Below are 17,094 nucleotides of genomic sequence, written 5' to 3'. Positions count from 1 at the left end.
CAACGCATTCAAAATAATCAACTACAATAAGTTAATCATTTGTTGCATCTCATTTTAATGAGGTATATTTAATACTGTTGTAGGAGTTTGAATGCCCAATGTAGAGAGTTATATAGAAGGTGTATCATTAATAGATGAGCAGCAATTAACAACTTCTCTTGATAATGACATTCAAACAAACATAAAAAACATTGCTGAGCTAATTTTAAACATTTTTGATGCGAGCTCATTTTCTATTGTTGCTAATCAGCCTTCAGGTGTCGTTGAGCTATATAAATCAGGTTCAGAAATAGCAGTAGCTAAAGAGCAACTAGCTGATGATATTTTTAATGAATCGATTATTGAGCATGACCTTAAAATATTTAGAGTTATATCGCCTATTATATTGCCCTCAAACCTTAAGTTTGGATGGTTGATATTCGAGCGAGCAAGTGATTCACTACTTACAGAAAAAGAAAAATCAATTTTAAATAGTTTACAAAAAAACATTGTAAATCAGTTAGTCCAACGTAAAAACTTATTAGATAAAATAAACAGTGCTAAGTATAATTCAACAATTTGCGAGCAAAACAAAAAAGACGAAACTGAAAAAGATCGCTTAATTAAAAAATTACAAAAAATGAGCGATGAACTTGATGAATTTACCAGTATTGCTTCACACGATCTCAAGTCACCATTAAATGCTATAAAACGTTTATTAGAATGGGTTTATGATGATTGCATAGATTTACTCCCTCAAGAGCACCTAGAAAATTTTCAGCTTGTGTTCAGCAGAGCTAATAGAATGCAAGTACTCCTAGAAGATTTACTAAGCTACTCGAGAATAAATAGCTGTGATTCAACTCGTGCAAACATATCTTTAGAAAGTCTTTACCAAGATATAGAAAAAATTTTAGAAGTTCCACAAGCTGTCACTGTTGATATACACGCCAATAACGAAGTACTCGATATACCACTGATCCCTTTTAAAACTGTTTTTCAAAATCTTATTAGTAATGCAATAAAACATAACAATAAAGAGCACTCGGTTATCGACATTTCACTTATCCCCTCTAATCAATATTACATTATTGAAATAAAAGATAATGGTCCTGGAATTAACCCTAAATATTTTTCACTCATATTTAAGTTATTTCAGACATTGCAATCTCGAGATGATGTTGAAGGGAGCGGCATCGGACTCTGTATTGCCAATAAGCTCATTATTAATTATGGGGGCAAAATTGAAGTAGCCTCCGATGGGGAACTCGGCAGTACATTCACTATTTTTTGGCCCAAAGTTTAACTATGAAATTATCAATTATAAACGAGCATCATGTAGATGCTGCTCTTAGAAGGAACTTATGAATATTTTAATTGTTGATGATGACTTAGTTGATCGCAAATTAATTAAAAAAATGCTTATTTCTGATGGCTCTCATCATCATGACATTACCGAAGTAACGTGCGTACCCGAGGGCTTGAAAGCCATTGAAGACACGCACTTTGATATAATACTACTCGATTATAATATGCCTAAAGAAGATGGCATTGAAATGCTAATTGAAATGCGTGCAAAGCCTAAACTCGGTAACACCGCAATTATAATGATTAGCTCCTCAGAGAACTCAGCTTTGGCTATTGAGTGTATAGAAGCAGGCGCTCAAGACTTTTTACCAAAAGGTGATATAACGAGGGATAGTTTAAATAAAGCACTTATATATGCCAAAAAACGCTTCGAGGCAGAACAACGTATGCACAACAGTTATCTTGCTGTAAAGCATATGGCAGAACGGGATCAGCTTACTGGTTTGTCTAATCGATATCATTTTGAAGAAATACTAAAAGTAATGATAGCTAACAATAAACGTGCTAAAAACTGCGTGGCGTTACTTGCTTTAGATTTAGATAACTTCAAAAATATTAATGATACGCTTGGCCATAGTGTCGGCGACGAAATTTTAATACAAACAGTAGAAAGGATTCATAGTTGCCTGAGGCAAAATGAAGGATTTGCACGCTTAGGAGGCGATGAATTTGCAGTTATAATAGGTGGAATTTGCAATATTAATCAAATAGGTATGATAGCAAATAGAATTTTAGCAGAAGTTTCTAAACCCTTTTTGCATGAAGGTAGAACTTTAAATTGCAGTGTTAGTATAGGAAGTGCTTTATACCCAAATGATGCTACTGAATCTCATGAACTGCTAAAATGTGCTGACATTGCAATGTATCGCTCAAAGCAAAGTGGTAAAAGTAGAATTAGCTTTTACAAAGAGCAATATCAGTACGAATTTAGTCGCCGAGTAGATATCCAAAATAGTATAAAAGAGCATATAGAGGAAAAAAACTTTAGGCTATTTTATCAACCTGTTTATTGTTCAAAAACACAAATAATGACAGGTGTCGAAGCCCTTATCCGTTGGCCAGGTACAACCATTCATTATACTCCTGATGAATTTATTCCTATTGCTGAAGAGTGCCGATTAATAGCCCCTCTTGGAAAATGGATAATTGCGAGCGCTTTAGAGCAGTTATCTTTATGGCAGCAAAGCTATGAAACTCCCTTAACACTATCTATCAATATTTCACCTATTCAGCTACAAAAAGAGATTTTAGAGAGCTATTTATTAGAGACAGTCAAAACATACAACTTAAAAACCAACAGTATTATTCTTGAAATAACAGAAACAGCTTTTATGGAAAATAGTAAAGAAGTGATTGAGATATTAACTTCTTTGTCTAACAAGGGATTTAGGATTGCTTTGGACGATTTTGGTATGGGGTACTCATCCATATCTCATCTAATATCTTACCCTATTGATATAGTAAAATTAGACAAAAGCATGCAGTCGTTGGATGGAGAAAATAATAAGCGATTAAAAATAATCGAGAGTTTATCTTTAATGCTAAAAAAATTAGATTTTTTTGTGGTAGCTGAAGGAATCGAAACGAAAGCCCAACATCAGCTATGTAAAAAACTAAACATAGACTACTTGCAAGGTTTTCTATTTTCAAAACCTATGCCTGCAAACGAGATTAACTTGATACTCGATGACTATTGTAAAAAATCATCCTTAAATAAATAGGTTATTTTGAGCCTCTGTAAAATTGAAGGTTAAATCAGACACCTATATAACTTTAAGCTAAAAACCTTTGGTTTGAGCCACATACTCAAACTAAAGGCTCTTCAATTGGCACAGCCTAATAGGTTAAAACTTAAAATACATGCACATCAGCTGTATTTATCTAAATGCTGACCAATAACAGCCATGACTTTTTCTTTTAACTCTGCTGCCTGAAAACTTCCTTTTACAAGGTAACCTTTTACAAAGTCGTGTGACATTATAATCTTTTTTTCTTCTTCTCTTTCAGATGAGCTAAACATCATAACTACACACGAGCTTATCTCTATCATTTTTCTGAGTTTAGAGAACTTCTCTAAAAATTGAATGCCATTAACTTTTGGCATATTAATGTCTAAAAATATAAGAATTGGAGGAAATCCATCAGGGTACTTTATTCTATTAGATTCATAATTTTCTAAAAATTCTAATGCTTCTTGACCATCTTTTTTTTCAAAAATTGTAAGATCTAACTTGGCTTCTTTTATTAGCCTTTTAAGAATATACCGGTCAACTTCGTTGTCATCGACAATTAATATAGGGGGTTTAATTTTTGTCATATTAGCTTATCCAATGGTATTACTATTTTAAATGTTGTGCCTTTATCAGAGCTTTGCAGTAATATTTCACCGTTTAAGTACTCAATATGTTTTTTAACCAACGCCATCCCTAAACCAGAGCCCGTACTCGTCTGTGCATGAAATCGCTTAAACATATCAAACACTTCACCTTGATGCTTTTGTGGTATTCCCATTCCGTTATCTGTAACAGTAATAAAAAACGTCTCTTGCTCATTGAAAATATCACAGCGGACATAAGGGGAGTCTTTATTTCTGTCGTAATACTTCAACCCGTTTGAAATTAAGTTTTCAATAATTTGAGCAAAACGCGCTTTTTCTGACTTTATAGGTACTGATAGATTAATTGTTGTCTCGAGCTTACAAGGGTTGTCTTTCATAAGCCAAGTGAGTCGCTCTTTCATATCAATAATCAACTGATTAAAATCAATTACATCTCTATCTTCACTACCAATTTCAGCTTTAGCTAATAGTAAAATATCAACAACAAGTGTCTCTAACTTTTCCATTTGTTGATAGATAACCAATGCATTTCGACTTGCCTCTTCAGTATCTCCTGCTTTTATATCTTCAATAACAAAATGCGCTAGGGATTTAGCCCCTGACAACGGTGATTTCAGGTCATGAGAAGCTCGATAAGCAAACTGTGCAAGTTCGTCATTTGCTTGCTGCAGGGAGGCTGTTTGGCTATTTATAATCTCTTTGAGTTCAATACTGTTTTCAATATTTAAAAGATCATTTTTAATCCGCTGCCTGGCCGCGATAACGAGTGCTTTTAATTCACCCGACGTTTTTATATCAAGCTCATCATCTAGGTTAATATTGCTTTCGGGTTTACTTGATAAGAGCAGGGTAAGATTTCGAATAGAGCTGGATATAGTACGAGAAAGGTAACTTATAAAAATAATATTAAAAAAAGATATGACGATAACAAGTGGAATTAACGTCATTAGTATAAACGATACTGTTTTTCTGATTGGTTCTTCAAACATCTCAGAGTGTTTGTTAAAGCTGACAAGTGCAAGATTAAGGTTTAGTAAAAAATCAGCTCTACTGAGCTCACCTTTTTCATACTGAGTAACTGACAGTAGTGTTTTATCCGCAATTTCTATATCTTTTTCACAAATTGTTAAAGTTTTCTCTGTGTTAATAAATTTCATAACAGCATAATTTAATGGATTTATTTCTTCAATACAGTCAATTGGTTGCTGCCTAATTAACAATATATCTGACTCAATGGTATTTATATCTATGGGGAGATCATTTTCTATTTTTTTAACTGACTTAGTAAGTTGATGAGTATATTTTAAGTGAAGAAAATTAAGTTGGTGAAACTTGGCCCCTTTAGCTATTTCAAAAGCTGAGTAAACAGTAATACTTACCTCTGCAGCTGTTAAAATCACAATAAGCATCAGTTTTCTGGAGATATTCATATACGACACCTATTTTAGCTACTAACCCAACAGTTTTTTAATAACACTATAATAATTATAGTATTTATCACATTAGGTATAGCAGGTTTTATCTTTTTTACTAGCTCCTCTATAAATAACAATTTACGCTTAACTTAGTTCATTTTTAATACAAAGCTTCTTTTTAATTTTAGTTTGCCACTCAAGAGCAAGCTCCGGCAATTCGAGTGCTGCTAATAATACACTTTCATAATCTGGATATTTTTTATCAAAAAAAGCCTGGAACAGTTTTTTTACTGATATGTCGTGCGAGGCTTTCTTCTCGATAACAACACTATCACCCGTTTTTGCAACGCCCTGCTCTAGTACCCTAAAATACACGCCAGTGCAGTAATGCTGCGTAAACAGTTTAAGGCTGTTTTTATTATTAAGGGCGATAGCTAATTTAAAACAAGGCACACGAGGCTGGCTTACTTCAAGTAATGCAGTACCAATTCGAATATGGTCACCTATGTGTATATTCGCTTCATCAAGGTCAGAAATCGTGAAGTTTTCGCCAAAGGCACCTACTGCCAAATCATCATTCTCGAGGGTTTGTTTCCAATAATCATAATGATTGTGCGAAAACGCGTAAACCGCTTTATCAACCCCGCCGTGATTAACTAAATCAGCTTGCTCATCCCCTATAATATTTAGCTTTTCAATAACAACAGGTTCGTTAGTTGGCGTTTTGAATATTCCCGTTTTCACCTCTTTACCATTATGAATAAGAGTTTTAATTTTAGAGATATTAGTCGAGATGATTTTCATTGCGATACCAACGGATGAGGAAGTAAAGATTAATTATGCAGGTTTTAAAATTATTATAAATAAATTTAAGCAAAAAAATGACCGCTTAAGACTAAGCAGTCATCTCACAATATACAGTTTTTATTATTCTGCTTGTTTTAAAAAATACGTTTCGGCCAGTCCGTTATGTATTCCAGCTAAGTCTATTTGTATTTCATCGATAAAGTCATGCAACAGACCGTTTTTAAGTACTCGCACGTCTTTATTTTCTAACTCAACAATTGCATCATCAATTGATTTAATAATTTCTGTTGAGTTTGGCAAAGGTAAAACCAATGCTTTTAATTCATTCATACAAAATAAAATAGATCGTGGGAATACTTTGCTGTGCATTACAAATTCTATTACATCTGCACGCTGTACTCTAACGCCCATTTCTTGGCGATACATTTGATAAGCACTTAATGAGCGCAATAAACTGATCCACTGAATATTATCAAACGGCTTCACTTCTTCTTCATTAGTAATTAACGTAGCAGAGCGAATATCTAAAATTCGCGATGTCATGTCTGCGCGCTCTATAATCGAACCAAAGCGGATAAAAACATAGCCCTGATCATGATTAATTGTGGCATCTAACGCCCCAAATATTTGATGGGCTGAATCTATAATCTTTTTTAAATACTCAAAACGCCCGCGCTTTGTTATCCCTTCTTTTTGATTGTCTTTTACATAATAATACAGAGAGTTTATTTCTTCCCATACGTCTCGCGGTATTACATCACGAATTGTACGCGCGCTTTCTCTGGCAGAAGTGATAGAGTTTAAAATTGACGAGCTATTATCACTACCAACAAGTAAATACCTTAATGCTTTTTGCTCAGAAAAATCAGTATGGTTTTCTGAATACGCTTTGCGTACACCAATAATATCAATTAATGGCTCCCAGCCGGTACATACGCCTTTGGGTAAGTCCATCATCAGTAAATTGTTAACGTTGATTAAACGAGCCACATTCTCCGCGCGCTCAATGTATCGAGATACCCAATATAAAGTTTCGCCTACTCTTGATAACATATTATTTAGCCTCTTCGTCAACAATCCAAGTATCTTTACTGCCACCACCTTGTGATGAATTAACCACCAAAGAGCCTTTAACCATAGCAACACGCGTTAATCCACCAGTGGTAACTTGCGTATCTTTACCTGATGATAAAATAAACGGTCTTAAATCGGTATGTCGACCATCTGGTTTATTACCATCAAATGTTGGTACTGTTGATAAATCTAATGTTGGTTGAGCTACCCAATTTCGTGGGTCCGCTTTAATTTGAGCAATACACGCTTCTTGTTCTTTTTTAGTCGATTTAGGACCAATTAATAATCCATATCCGCCAGATTCATTTGCAGGTTTAACAACAAGCTTATCGATATTTTTAATCACATGGTCGCATTCTTTCGGATCTAAACATTTGAACGTTGGGACATTAGCAAGTTTAGCTTCCTCGCCTAAGTAGTACTTAATCATCTCAGGTACATAGGCGTAAACTACTTTGTCATCAGCAACACCTGCGCCTGGTGCATTAACTAAAGCCACATTACCTTTAGACCAAGCACGCATTAATCCAGGAACGCCAAGTTGGGATTCTGGTAAAAAGGCTTCTGGGTCTAAAAATAAATCATCTATACGACGATAAATAACATCAACTCGTTGTAGCCCTGTGATTGTTCTCATGTATACACAGTCATCTTTTTCAACAACTAAGTCCCGTCCTTCTACCAGTTCGCAACCCATTTCTTGGGCAAGGTAACAATGCTCAAAATAAGCGGAGTTAAATACCCCAGGAGTAAGTACCACGACTTCTGGTTTATCTTGTGGACGAGGCGACATTGCCGCTAGCATATCAAATAATTGTGAAGGGTAATCATCAACAGGTAAAATCGATACTTGCTCAAATAATTCAGGGAATACACGCTTCATTACAGAGCGATTTTCAAGCATATAAGATACACCAGAAGGAACACGCAGGTTATCCTCAAGCACATACATTGTACCGCTACCATCGCGTACTAAATCTGAGCCACAAATATGCGCCCATATCTTATTTGGCGGGTTTATTCCCACGCATTGCTCGCGAAAGTTAACTGATTTTTCTAGTAACCCTTTTGGAAAAACACCATCTTTTATTATTTTTTGGTCGTGGTATAAATCATCTATAAAAAGGTTTAGCGCTTCAACACGTTGCTTTAAACCAACCTCTACGCTTTGCCATTCTTTTTTACCAATAGTTCGAGGAATAATATCAAACGGCCAGGCTCTATCAATCATATTACCTTCGTTGTAAACCGTGAAAGTAATACCCATTTCTTTAATTGCTAAATCAGCAACCGCTCTGGCTTTTACTAATTCTTCTGCTGATAAATTAGCAAAAAATTGTGCTAATTGTGTTCCATGCGATCTAACGTTTCCTTGTGCATCAATTAATTCATCAAAGAAACCTTTTGTTTGGTACGCTTTCCAATCAATTTTCATACACTCTTTCACCTTATCCATCATCATATATGACGTAGTTAAACTGCTATTCCATTCGAATCATATCAACCGCTACATCCAGCAATTGGCTACCGCCACCAAATACCACGCCTTTTAAAGGAGTTACGTCAGAAAAGTCTCGCCCTACGGCTAGAGTAATATGCTGATCGCGTGGTAAAACATTATTTGTAGGATCAAAATCAACCCAACCAAAGTTTGGCACAAATACCGCAAACCATGCATGAGTTGCATCAGCACCTTCTAGCTTTTCTTCGCCTTCTGGCGGCATGGTTTCTATGTACCCACTAACGTATCGACCCGCTAACCCCATACTGCGTATGCATGCAAGCGCAAAGTGTGCAAAGTCTTGGCAAACGCCCCTTTTTTGTGCAAAAACAGTACTCAGAGGCGTACTAATCGTTGTAAAACCAGGATCATAATGAAATTCATGAAAAATTCGTGCCATTAAATCTTTGCATGCAGAAATTATATTTTTGTGTGCATCAAACGAAATCAACGCGTATTCCTTAATCCCTATATCTATTGGAATAAGCTGTGAAGGTAGTACAAATTCAGACGTTTTTAATAATTCCGCTGTATTTGGTTTAACCAATAAATCTCGTACTTTTCGCCAAGCAATATCAACGCTCTCTAAATTGCTATTAGCGCCGACTAACAGTTCTACCTCGCTGATCATCGTAACTTTAAGTTTTTTATGCTGTATTGCTATTTCAAACGCTGTTACTTGATTATTAAAATAATCAGTAAATGTTTGTAAGTAAGTCGGTGTCGGTTCAATTTCTACACGACTACTGTGGCATATTTGCCCACGATTTGTTTTTGGCGTTAATCGCGCTTGGTTTTGACACAAACTCACAAAGTCAGAATAGTTGTAAGTAGTTGAATGCTTAATTTTATATTTCACGATTGAGCTTGCTCAATATTAGTCCAGTTCAATTTATTTGCCGTTTGGGTATGAGAAAAATACTGTAGTAATAATACATCACAAAATGTATCTAAGTTCATACGCGTATTATGGTTAAATTCGATTAACTGGTTACGTTGTCCATTTTCACTTTTTTGTAGGTAATCTTTTTCGGTTACATAACAACTTGTTTTAGATAGTAAAATTGCTTTTTCGTGTGCCGCAATTACACCTTGTCTACGTTTTGTGGGTAAATGCTTACACAACTTATTAATTTCCTCTAACTGAAATAATAAAGAACGTGGGTATTCTGCATCTAAAAGTAATAACTCAAGCCCTGTACCAATGGTTTGATACATTCTGTATCGGCGCTTATGGGTAACTAGACTAACTTGGCAGCTAAGCACAGCCTCAAGTAAGCCTAGCTCTTCGGGCTCGTCTAACTCTTTGGTTAATAAAGCCGTGCTTAGTGATGTAATTTGTAAGCTACGCTCTACTCGTCTACCCATTTCGAGTAAAAACCAGCCGTTACTATTTGGCATACAATCTGTGATTGAGCCATTAAAAGCCATAATAGAGCCTATAACTCTATCTAGGCTGCTTTGCATTGCACGCGTTGGAATATTAATATTTACATTTTTAAATATCTTAATTTGCTCATTAATATCATCAATTATTCGGCGACTATCATGGGACAGTAATTCTTGAATTTGCACCGATGCATTCGCAATATATTTTAATGTATTAATAATACTGCCAGCGCATTGCTCGTCTGCAAGCAGTTGAAAAGCGGTTTCTTTCGACAGATTTACATCAATGCCATCTAGTTTTAAATCAGGTTCTACATATGGATAAACAATATATTGCGACTTAATAGCATTTGAAAGCCGTGCAACTATACTTTTTCGTATTGAATCTGGGTAAACAGAAAATTCGGTGTACTTGTCTATAAAAATACGCAATATACGGATGGTGTTTTCGCAGCGCTCTAAGTATCGGCCCAACCAAAAAAGGTGCTCAGCCGTACGGCTCGAAATAACCCCTTCGAGTAGCGTTACATCCATTCTTTTTCTAATTGGCACCGGTGGATTATGCTCGCCTAAATCAACTCTATCGGCTGTATTTATCCATGTATCTTTGATCCAACCAGATATTCTCGGGTTGTTACTTTTTTCGTTCGAAAAACACAGTGCTGAAGGAAGTACTTCTACGCCATTTTCAGTGGTTAATGCATAGCATCTAAACACCACTGGCTTGGAGATTAATTGCCCGTCATGCCAAAATGGTGCACTGCTAAAAGAAGGTTTTTCTTGGAAAAAGTAATTATCGGGTTCTTTGCTAATAAGTAGCTTTATTTCTTGCTCGTCTAACACTCCATCTAACTTGAGTGTAGGGTCTATAGCAGATAGTAGTTCGAGGTTATTCCAATCAACGGCTTGCGCTTCTTTTACACTTAAATAATTTGGCTCACCTAACAACAGGGGTTGTTTTAAAATTTGCTGCGATAACTTTTCTAAGTTGCACTTTATTGAAGGTGACGAGAGCACACCGCTACCAAACGGGTTTAAAACCTTAACCGACCCTTGTCGAACCGATTGTAATAAGCCCGGAATACCATGAAGTGAATATTCAGTTTGCTCTAAAGAGTCAATACAACGATCAGAAACCCAGCGTAAAATGACATTAATTTTACCCAAGCCTTGTAACGATTTTAAACAAACGTCACCACCACGTACGGTTAAGTCGGCGCTTTGTACTAATGTATAGCCAAAGTAGGTAGATAGGAATGCATGCTCGTTGTAGTTAGGGTCATCAATTCCTTGGGTAAGGATTACAATTCGTGGGTCATCCATATAATGGGTATATTCGTTAATACCCTCTTGGAATAAATTTAAAAATTCTTTAATTTGCTGAACATTACATTCGGCAAATTCTTCAGCCATTACACGCCTTGCAATAATACGGCTTTTAATTAATAGCCCTAAGCCTAACGGGCACTGACAATGATCGCTTAATACTTTAAATTCGCCTGTTGGCGTGCGGTAAACATCTAATGCAGTAAAAAAGAGTGTTAATTCGTTACTAGGTAAGCTAAAACCTTCGCGTAAGTAATTAGGGTCTTGAAAAAGCTGCTTTGCAGGAATATGACCATCGACTAATAATGTTTGGTCACCGTAAATATCTTGCTGAATTTTATTTAATAAAAGGGTTCTTTGTTTTATTCCCTCTTCGAGCAATGCCCAATCGGCTTTAGATAACATAAATGGCAATGGGTCGAAGTGCCACTGCTTATTGCTTTCATTTTTAATATTGCCATTTTGTAGCAATTGGCTAATTTCTGTAGCGCGGCTACTAACATCATCTGCTGTTAGACTAGCTAAACGCTTAAATAAAGTATCCCAATGGTCTGGGTTTAAACCACTGTGGTTTGCTAGTTCATCATGTCCATGTGATTTATCAAGGTATAAAGACAACCACTCAGGCAATTCCGGCATCGCGTTATTGTTAATATACAAGCTGAAAGCGCTCCAATTTATAGTAAATAGCCGTGTTCATAATGATGCTTTAAAAATATTTAGTCATTCCACTTTAAATAATTTCAAAGTGGAATGACACAACTATCAATTATTATTTAAAGTTAGGCTGCCGGCGTAAATCCAAGGTATTTGGATAATCAGGATTACTACTTTCTTCATCAGGTACCACGTATTCACTTGAGCTTTGCGCCGACTGAAAACTATGCGTAACCGCCGATGGGCTCCAGCTTGGTTCTGCTGATGCAAGTAAAGATGGTGTATGCCCATGCTCCCAAAATCTTGCGACTCTGCGCCCTTCTGCTTCAAATGCATTAACCGGTAGCGTTTCAGGATTACGCCCACCAGCATGGCTCACATGATATACAAAGCCTCCAACTGAACGTCCTTCCCACGTATCGATTAAATCAAAAACTAATGGTGCATGTACGCCAATAGTTGGGTGAAGCGCTGTAGGTGGTTGCCAAGCTCTGTATCGTATACCCGCGACCATTTCATCTTTTGCTTTACCTTTAACCGGTTTAAGCGGCACTCTTCGACCATTACACGTTACAACATAGCGGTCGCTCATTGTTCCTTGTACTTTTATCTGTACTCTTTCTAATGACGAATCCACATAGCGCGCCGTACCCGACGCACTCGCCTCTTCGCCCAGTACATGCCAAGGCTCGATTGCGGTTCTAAGCTCAAGTGTAACGTTATCAAGTTCTCGCGTACCACATACCGGAAACCTAAATTCAAAAAATGGATTTAACCAACTTAACTGAAATTGAAAACCTGCCTGTTGTAAATCGCGGCTTACTTCAGCTAAATCGTTTTCTACATATTGTGGCAATAAAAACTTATCGTGTAACTCAGTACCCCAACGTATTAATGGCTTGTGGTAAGGTTTTTTCCAAAACCAAGCAAGTAAAGTACGCAACAGCAGCATTTGCACTAAGCTCATTTGTGAATGCGGAGGCATTTCAAAGCCTCTAAATTCTACAATCCCTAAACGACCTGTGGCTGAGTCGGGTGAATAGAGCTTATCTATACAAAACTCTGCTCTGTGCGTATTACCCGTTAAATCCACTAATAAATTACGAAGTAGCCTATCAACTAACCAAGGTTCAGGCACCTCACCTTCGGGCATATGCGAAAAGGCAATTTCTAGCTCGTATAAAACTTCATCACGGGCTTCATCCACTCGCGGTGCTTGGCTTGTAGGACCAATAAAAAGCCCCGAAAATAAATACGATAAACCAGGATGATGCTGCCAATAGGTAATAAAACTTCTTAAAATATCGGGTCTGCGTAAAAATGGGCTTTGCTCAGGTGTTTCGCCACCCAGCGTTACGTGGTTACCACCACCAGTACCAGTATGACGACCATCTGCCATAAACTTATCGGTACCTAATCGGCATTCTTTTGCTAAACCATATAGCGTTGTAGTTCGACTGACTAATTGATCCCACGATGTTGAAGGATGAATATTTACTTCAATAACACCTGGATCTGGCGTTACAGCGTATTTTTCTACGCGGCTATCTTTAGGTGGGCTATAGCCTTCAATAACAAGCGGCATTTTAAGTGCTTTAGCCACACTTTCTATACTACTTATTAAACCCATGTAATGTTCAAAATGACTTGTTGGTGGCATAAATATGTATAAACGCCCCTCTCTCACTTCCATTACAAGGGCAGTTTTAACCATTTCTTTGCCAATAAAGCCTTTTTTAAGCTTTTTAGCTTTGCCAAAGTTTTCAGGAATATCAAACGGGTCGCGGTCAATAATGTTGCCGCTCCACTCAAGGCTGTCTAAGGGCAAGCGATACCCCATTGGGGATTCACCAGGTAATAAGAAACAATTGCCTCGTTTAAACTCCCACGTACACGACTGCCAGCAGTTTTTGCTATCGTTCCATTTTAAAGGGAGAACATAGCCAACTGGCTTTTCTATACCTTTATCCATTTTAGCTAAAAAGCCTTTTCGGCTCATTGCATGGAGAAGTTCTGGTTGATCTGGCTTTATTTCGGTAGGTAATGAGGCTTCTTGCCACATGTGATATAAAATATCTTCATAAGCTGTAGTAAGTGCCTTGGTTTCAAGACCAAGTGAGTCACACAGTTTATCAGCAAACTTTTTAGTATCGGTATGATCAAATTTATAGTCTTTATTAGGATCGGCTAATAGTGCGGCATCTTGCCATAAAGGCTCACCATCTTTGCGCCAATAACATGCGTATTGCCAACGTGGTAATGGCTCACCCGGATACCATTTACCTTGTCCGTAATGAGTAAAGCCACCTTTTGTGTATACTTTATTCATTTCTACAAATAAATTTTGAGCTAATATTCTTTTTTCTTTACCATCGGCATCAGTATTCCACTGAGGATGTTCCATATCGTCAATAGAAATAAACGTAGGTTCGCCGCCCATAGTTAAATGTATGTTTTCTTCATTGTAAACATTGTCAACGTGCTGACCTAAGCGGTTAATTGCCGCCCACTGCGCCTCAGAATACGGCTTAGTAACACGTGGGTCTTCGTGTACACGCGTTACTTTATTATAAAAGCTAAACTCAGATTTACAGTCGTCTATGCCGCCTGTTACCGGCGCTGCCGAGCTTGGCTCTGGCGTACACGCCAATGGAATATGACCTTCACCAGCAAATAAACCCGAGGTAGGATCAAGCCCTATCCAACCTGCACCCGGAATATACACCTCGGTCCATGCATGCAAATCGGTAAAGTCTTCTTCTGGACCGCTTGGGCCATCTAGTGATTTTTGATCTGAGGTTAGCTGTACTAGGTAGCCCGATACAAATCGAGATGCCAACCCTAAATGACGAAACAATTGTACTAACAACCAAGCAGAATCACGACACGAACCTGTTTTTTTACTTATTGTTTCGTTTGCCGTTTGCACACCTGGTTCTAGCCGAATGCCATAACCTACTAATTCATAAATAGCTTGATTAACAGCCACTAAAAAATCAACGCTTCTGAGCGGCTCTTTAGGATTTAAAGATTCAATTAATTCTTTAAATTTTGGACTGGCTTTGCGTTTTTTTAAATAAGGAGTGAGTTCTGACTTTGAAATAGCATCGTAAACAAACGGGAAGTTTTCGGCGTAATCTTCTAAAAAGAAATCAAAAGGATTAATAACCGTTAGTTCGGCGACCAAATCAACTGTAAAACTAAATTCGGTAGTTGGCTTGTTAAACACCACCCTCGCTTGGTAATTACCAAAAGGGTCTTGTTGCCAATTTATATAGTGATCTTCTGGAACTATTTTTAAAGAATAACTTTTAATTTTTGTACGGCTATGTGGCGCTGGACGTAATCGGAATATATGCGGCCCCATATTAACTGACCGGTCGTATTTATACTGAGTATGGTGCGAAATCCCAACTGTAATTGTCATCTATTAATTCCCCTTTAATAATGTATGGCCACAATATAACGCTGAAAATATTATTTGGACTAATTCACTTGTGCAATTTTTATACCAAAAGACTTGCTTAAGTAGTACTGTTCATCCACTCGCGGCTCTTGCACAAAGCAACGTTATGCATAAAGGTTTTGACCTAATTAATAGGAAAAACACACCAATTCAATAAATAGTAAACTTAGTGTAATTTAAACCATCAATTTTAGATTTTTAATGGTGCAGAAAATGCACCAAAATAGTGCTTTAAAATAACTTACGATTAAAGCTAATTAATTTAAAATATTGAAATAAAACAAATAAAGTTAATTTTTCAAAATACTTACTCCATTATTTATAACGCTAAACGGTTATAATTAAAAGTATTTATTTAGAGTTTAAAAATCATTAAAAATAATCATTAAATAGTAAGAAATAGTTCACAATAAAGCTGCTGTTAAAGTAAGTAACGGTGCTATACTAGATCGATTTTTAACCGCTTACGTTACAGTAAAACTAACAATCTCGATGAGATAAAACAAGCAACTTTTAATACATAGATGCTTACTTTAAAGATTAGTTTTGCAGTGGTGTGTTTTAATTTCAAACAAAACAGAACACGTCCAATTTGAAAAACCAGCACACCTCACTAACCTGTTAATTTTTCATTATCATCAATGCTAAAGGTAATGCAGCACTAGGGCGTGTTGTTCTTTGGTGGTTGAATTTGCAGCAGTGTGTTTGGTATTTAAGCAAGGCAGAGTCTATGATGTGTGGTTGTTCCCCATACATAGGCGATAACGCAGCATAAATGCCAAACATGCGCTGCCTCTGGGTTCTTTCTAGGGACGATTGACTCTTTGTTGCTCGGTTTTTACTTAGCCCACTAGGTTACAAACCTCGCGCCGCGATTAAATCGCCCCTAGATTGAACAAATTTCAATCCCAAAAATCAACACGCCCTAGCGTATTTAAGATTTTTTAAATCAACCCAATCTACCTAATAGGATATTCTCTTATGCAAAAGCTAACAGATGTCGGTGAAAACTTAGTTAATGGTATAGCATCTCGTTATAACCTCAGTCACGATGCAGTAATTCACATGTTAGTTAGCGTTAATAACGGCGGTTGCTCAATGGCACAGTTTAATTGCCCAGAACTTGGTGGTTCTGGTCAATGGATGCGTGGCGGAATGACAATGGTTGGCGACATGTTTAACAACGGTTTAAAATCAACCGTTGATAACTTGTGCAACGAACTTGCTAATATATTGAGCAATAACCAAATATTTCCGGTTATTCCTGTAGGATCGCCTGGCAGCAATCAGTGGTGGCCAGGTAATCTAGGCAGCCCATTTAGCAGTGGTGCGCAAAATAATATTCGCTACGCTATATTCCCTAATCGCTTAGCCGTTGAATTAAATGGACAAGTGAGCGTATACGACACGTTAGATCATAATATTGGTGGTGTAAGCCAACAGCAAGGCAATAATACCTCTCTTACATTTAACAGTCAGTGGGGGACAATTAATGTAAATACCCTGCCATTAATTTCAGGGCAAACGCCAACGCCTCCAGAACCACAAAAAGATTTTACGCAGCAAGTAACGCAGCCGAATTTTGCATCGTCAACACCAAACCAAGTTGAAGCACCGGCTAATAATACTGTGGGGCAATACTCGGTAGACGAAACACTTCAAATTATTGAAAAGTTAGCACAACTTCGCGACTCTAATGCGTTGAGTGATGATGAATTTAATATTAAAAAGTCTGAACTTTTAAAAAGGATTTAACCACTATCCTCCAATAGCA

11 protein-coding genes are annotated in these 17,094 nt (G+C 37.0%); 3 read left to right on the top strand and 8 right to left on the bottom strand.

Annotation, left to right across the window (positions count from 1 at the left end):
• Positions 1 to 91 precede the first annotated feature (91 nt).
• Positions 92 to 1,285, top strand: coding sequence for an ATP-binding protein (locus tag H5116_RS13290; RefSeq protein WP_182716378.1), 1,194 nt, complete (start codon positions 92 to 94; stop codon positions 1,283 to 1,285).
• A 58-nt stretch (positions 1,286 to 1,343) separates the two neighbouring features.
• Positions 1,344 to 3,068 (top strand): GGDEF domain-containing response regulator, encoded by a 1,725-nt coding sequence (locus H5116_RS13285; protein WP_182716377.1) that lies wholly within the window; start codon positions 1,344 to 1,346, stop codon positions 3,066 to 3,068.
• 146 nt (positions 3,069 to 3,214) lie between these two features.
• Here the strand turns inward: H5116_RS13285 and H5116_RS13280 are convergent, their stop codons facing one another.
• The 8 genes from H5116_RS13280 to H5116_RS13245 all read right to left on the bottom strand — a co-directional run bounded on the left by H5116_RS13280 (position 3,215) and on the right by H5116_RS13245 (position 15,281).
• Positions 3,215 to 3,664, bottom strand: coding sequence for a response regulator (locus H5116_RS13280; RefSeq protein WP_024596059.1), 450 nt, complete (start codon positions 3,662 to 3,664; stop codon positions 3,215 to 3,217).
• A complete protein-coding gene (locus tag H5116_RS13275) occupies positions 3,661 to 5,115 on the bottom strand; it encodes an ATP-binding protein (RefSeq protein WP_182716376.1) in 1,455 nt (484 codons plus the stop codon). Before H5116_RS13275 ends, H5116_RS13280 begins: the two co-directional genes overlap by 4 nt.
• Positions 5,116 to 5,244: 129 nt before the next feature.
• Positions 5,245 to 5,904 carry an MOSC domain-containing protein gene (locus H5116_RS13270; RefSeq protein ID WP_024604871.1) on the bottom strand — a complete coding sequence of 220 codons (660 nt, stop codon included), beginning with the start codon at positions 5,902 to 5,904 and terminating at the stop codon, positions 5,245 to 5,247.
• Between the two features lie 123 nt (positions 5,905 to 6,027).
• Entirely contained in the window at positions 6,028 to 6,960 is a 933-nt protein-coding gene (locus H5116_RS13265) for an alpha-E domain-containing protein (RefSeq protein ID WP_101216455.1), read from the bottom strand.
• A gap of 1 nt (position 6,961) precedes the next feature.
• Positions 6,962 to 8,416 carry a circularly permuted type 2 ATP-grasp protein gene (locus H5116_RS13260; RefSeq protein ID WP_024604870.1) on the bottom strand — a complete coding sequence of 485 codons (1,455 nt, stop codon included), beginning with the start codon at positions 8,414 to 8,416 and terminating at the stop codon, positions 6,962 to 6,964.
• Positions 8,417 to 8,462: 46 nt separating this feature from the next.
• Positions 8,463 to 9,341, bottom strand: coding sequence for a transglutaminase family protein (locus H5116_RS13255; RefSeq protein WP_182716375.1), 879 nt, complete (start codon positions 9,339 to 9,341; stop codon positions 8,463 to 8,465).
• On the bottom strand, positions 9,338 to 11,857 hold the full coding sequence (locus H5116_RS13250) for a circularly permuted type 2 ATP-grasp protein (RefSeq protein ID WP_182716374.1): 2,520 nt from the start codon (positions 11,855 to 11,857) through the stop codon (positions 9,338 to 9,340). The genes H5116_RS13255 and H5116_RS13250 overlap by 4 nt, the downstream gene beginning before the upstream one ends.
• Positions 11,858 to 11,969: 112 nt before the next feature.
• Positions 11,970 to 15,281, bottom strand: coding sequence for a DUF2126 domain-containing protein (locus H5116_RS13245; RefSeq protein ID WP_182716373.1), 3,312 nt, complete (start codon positions 15,279 to 15,281; stop codon positions 11,970 to 11,972).
• A gap of 1,020 nt (positions 15,282 to 16,301) precedes the next feature.
• Between H5116_RS13245 and H5116_RS13240 the strand changes: the two genes are divergently transcribed.
• Positions 16,302 to 17,075, top strand: coding sequence for an SHOCT domain-containing protein (locus H5116_RS13240; RefSeq protein ID WP_182716372.1), 774 nt, complete (start codon positions 16,302 to 16,304; stop codon positions 17,073 to 17,075).
• Positions 17,076 to 17,094: the final 19 nt, after the last annotated feature.

The organism is Pseudoalteromonas sp. SG45-2, assembly GCF_014164115.1.
Classification (GTDB): domain Bacteria; phylum Pseudomonadota; class Gammaproteobacteria; order Enterobacterales; family Alteromonadaceae; genus Pseudoalteromonas; species Pseudoalteromonas distincta.
Note: the sequence above shows the minus strand (reverse complement) of the source record. Positions and strands in the feature narration are given on the sequence as shown.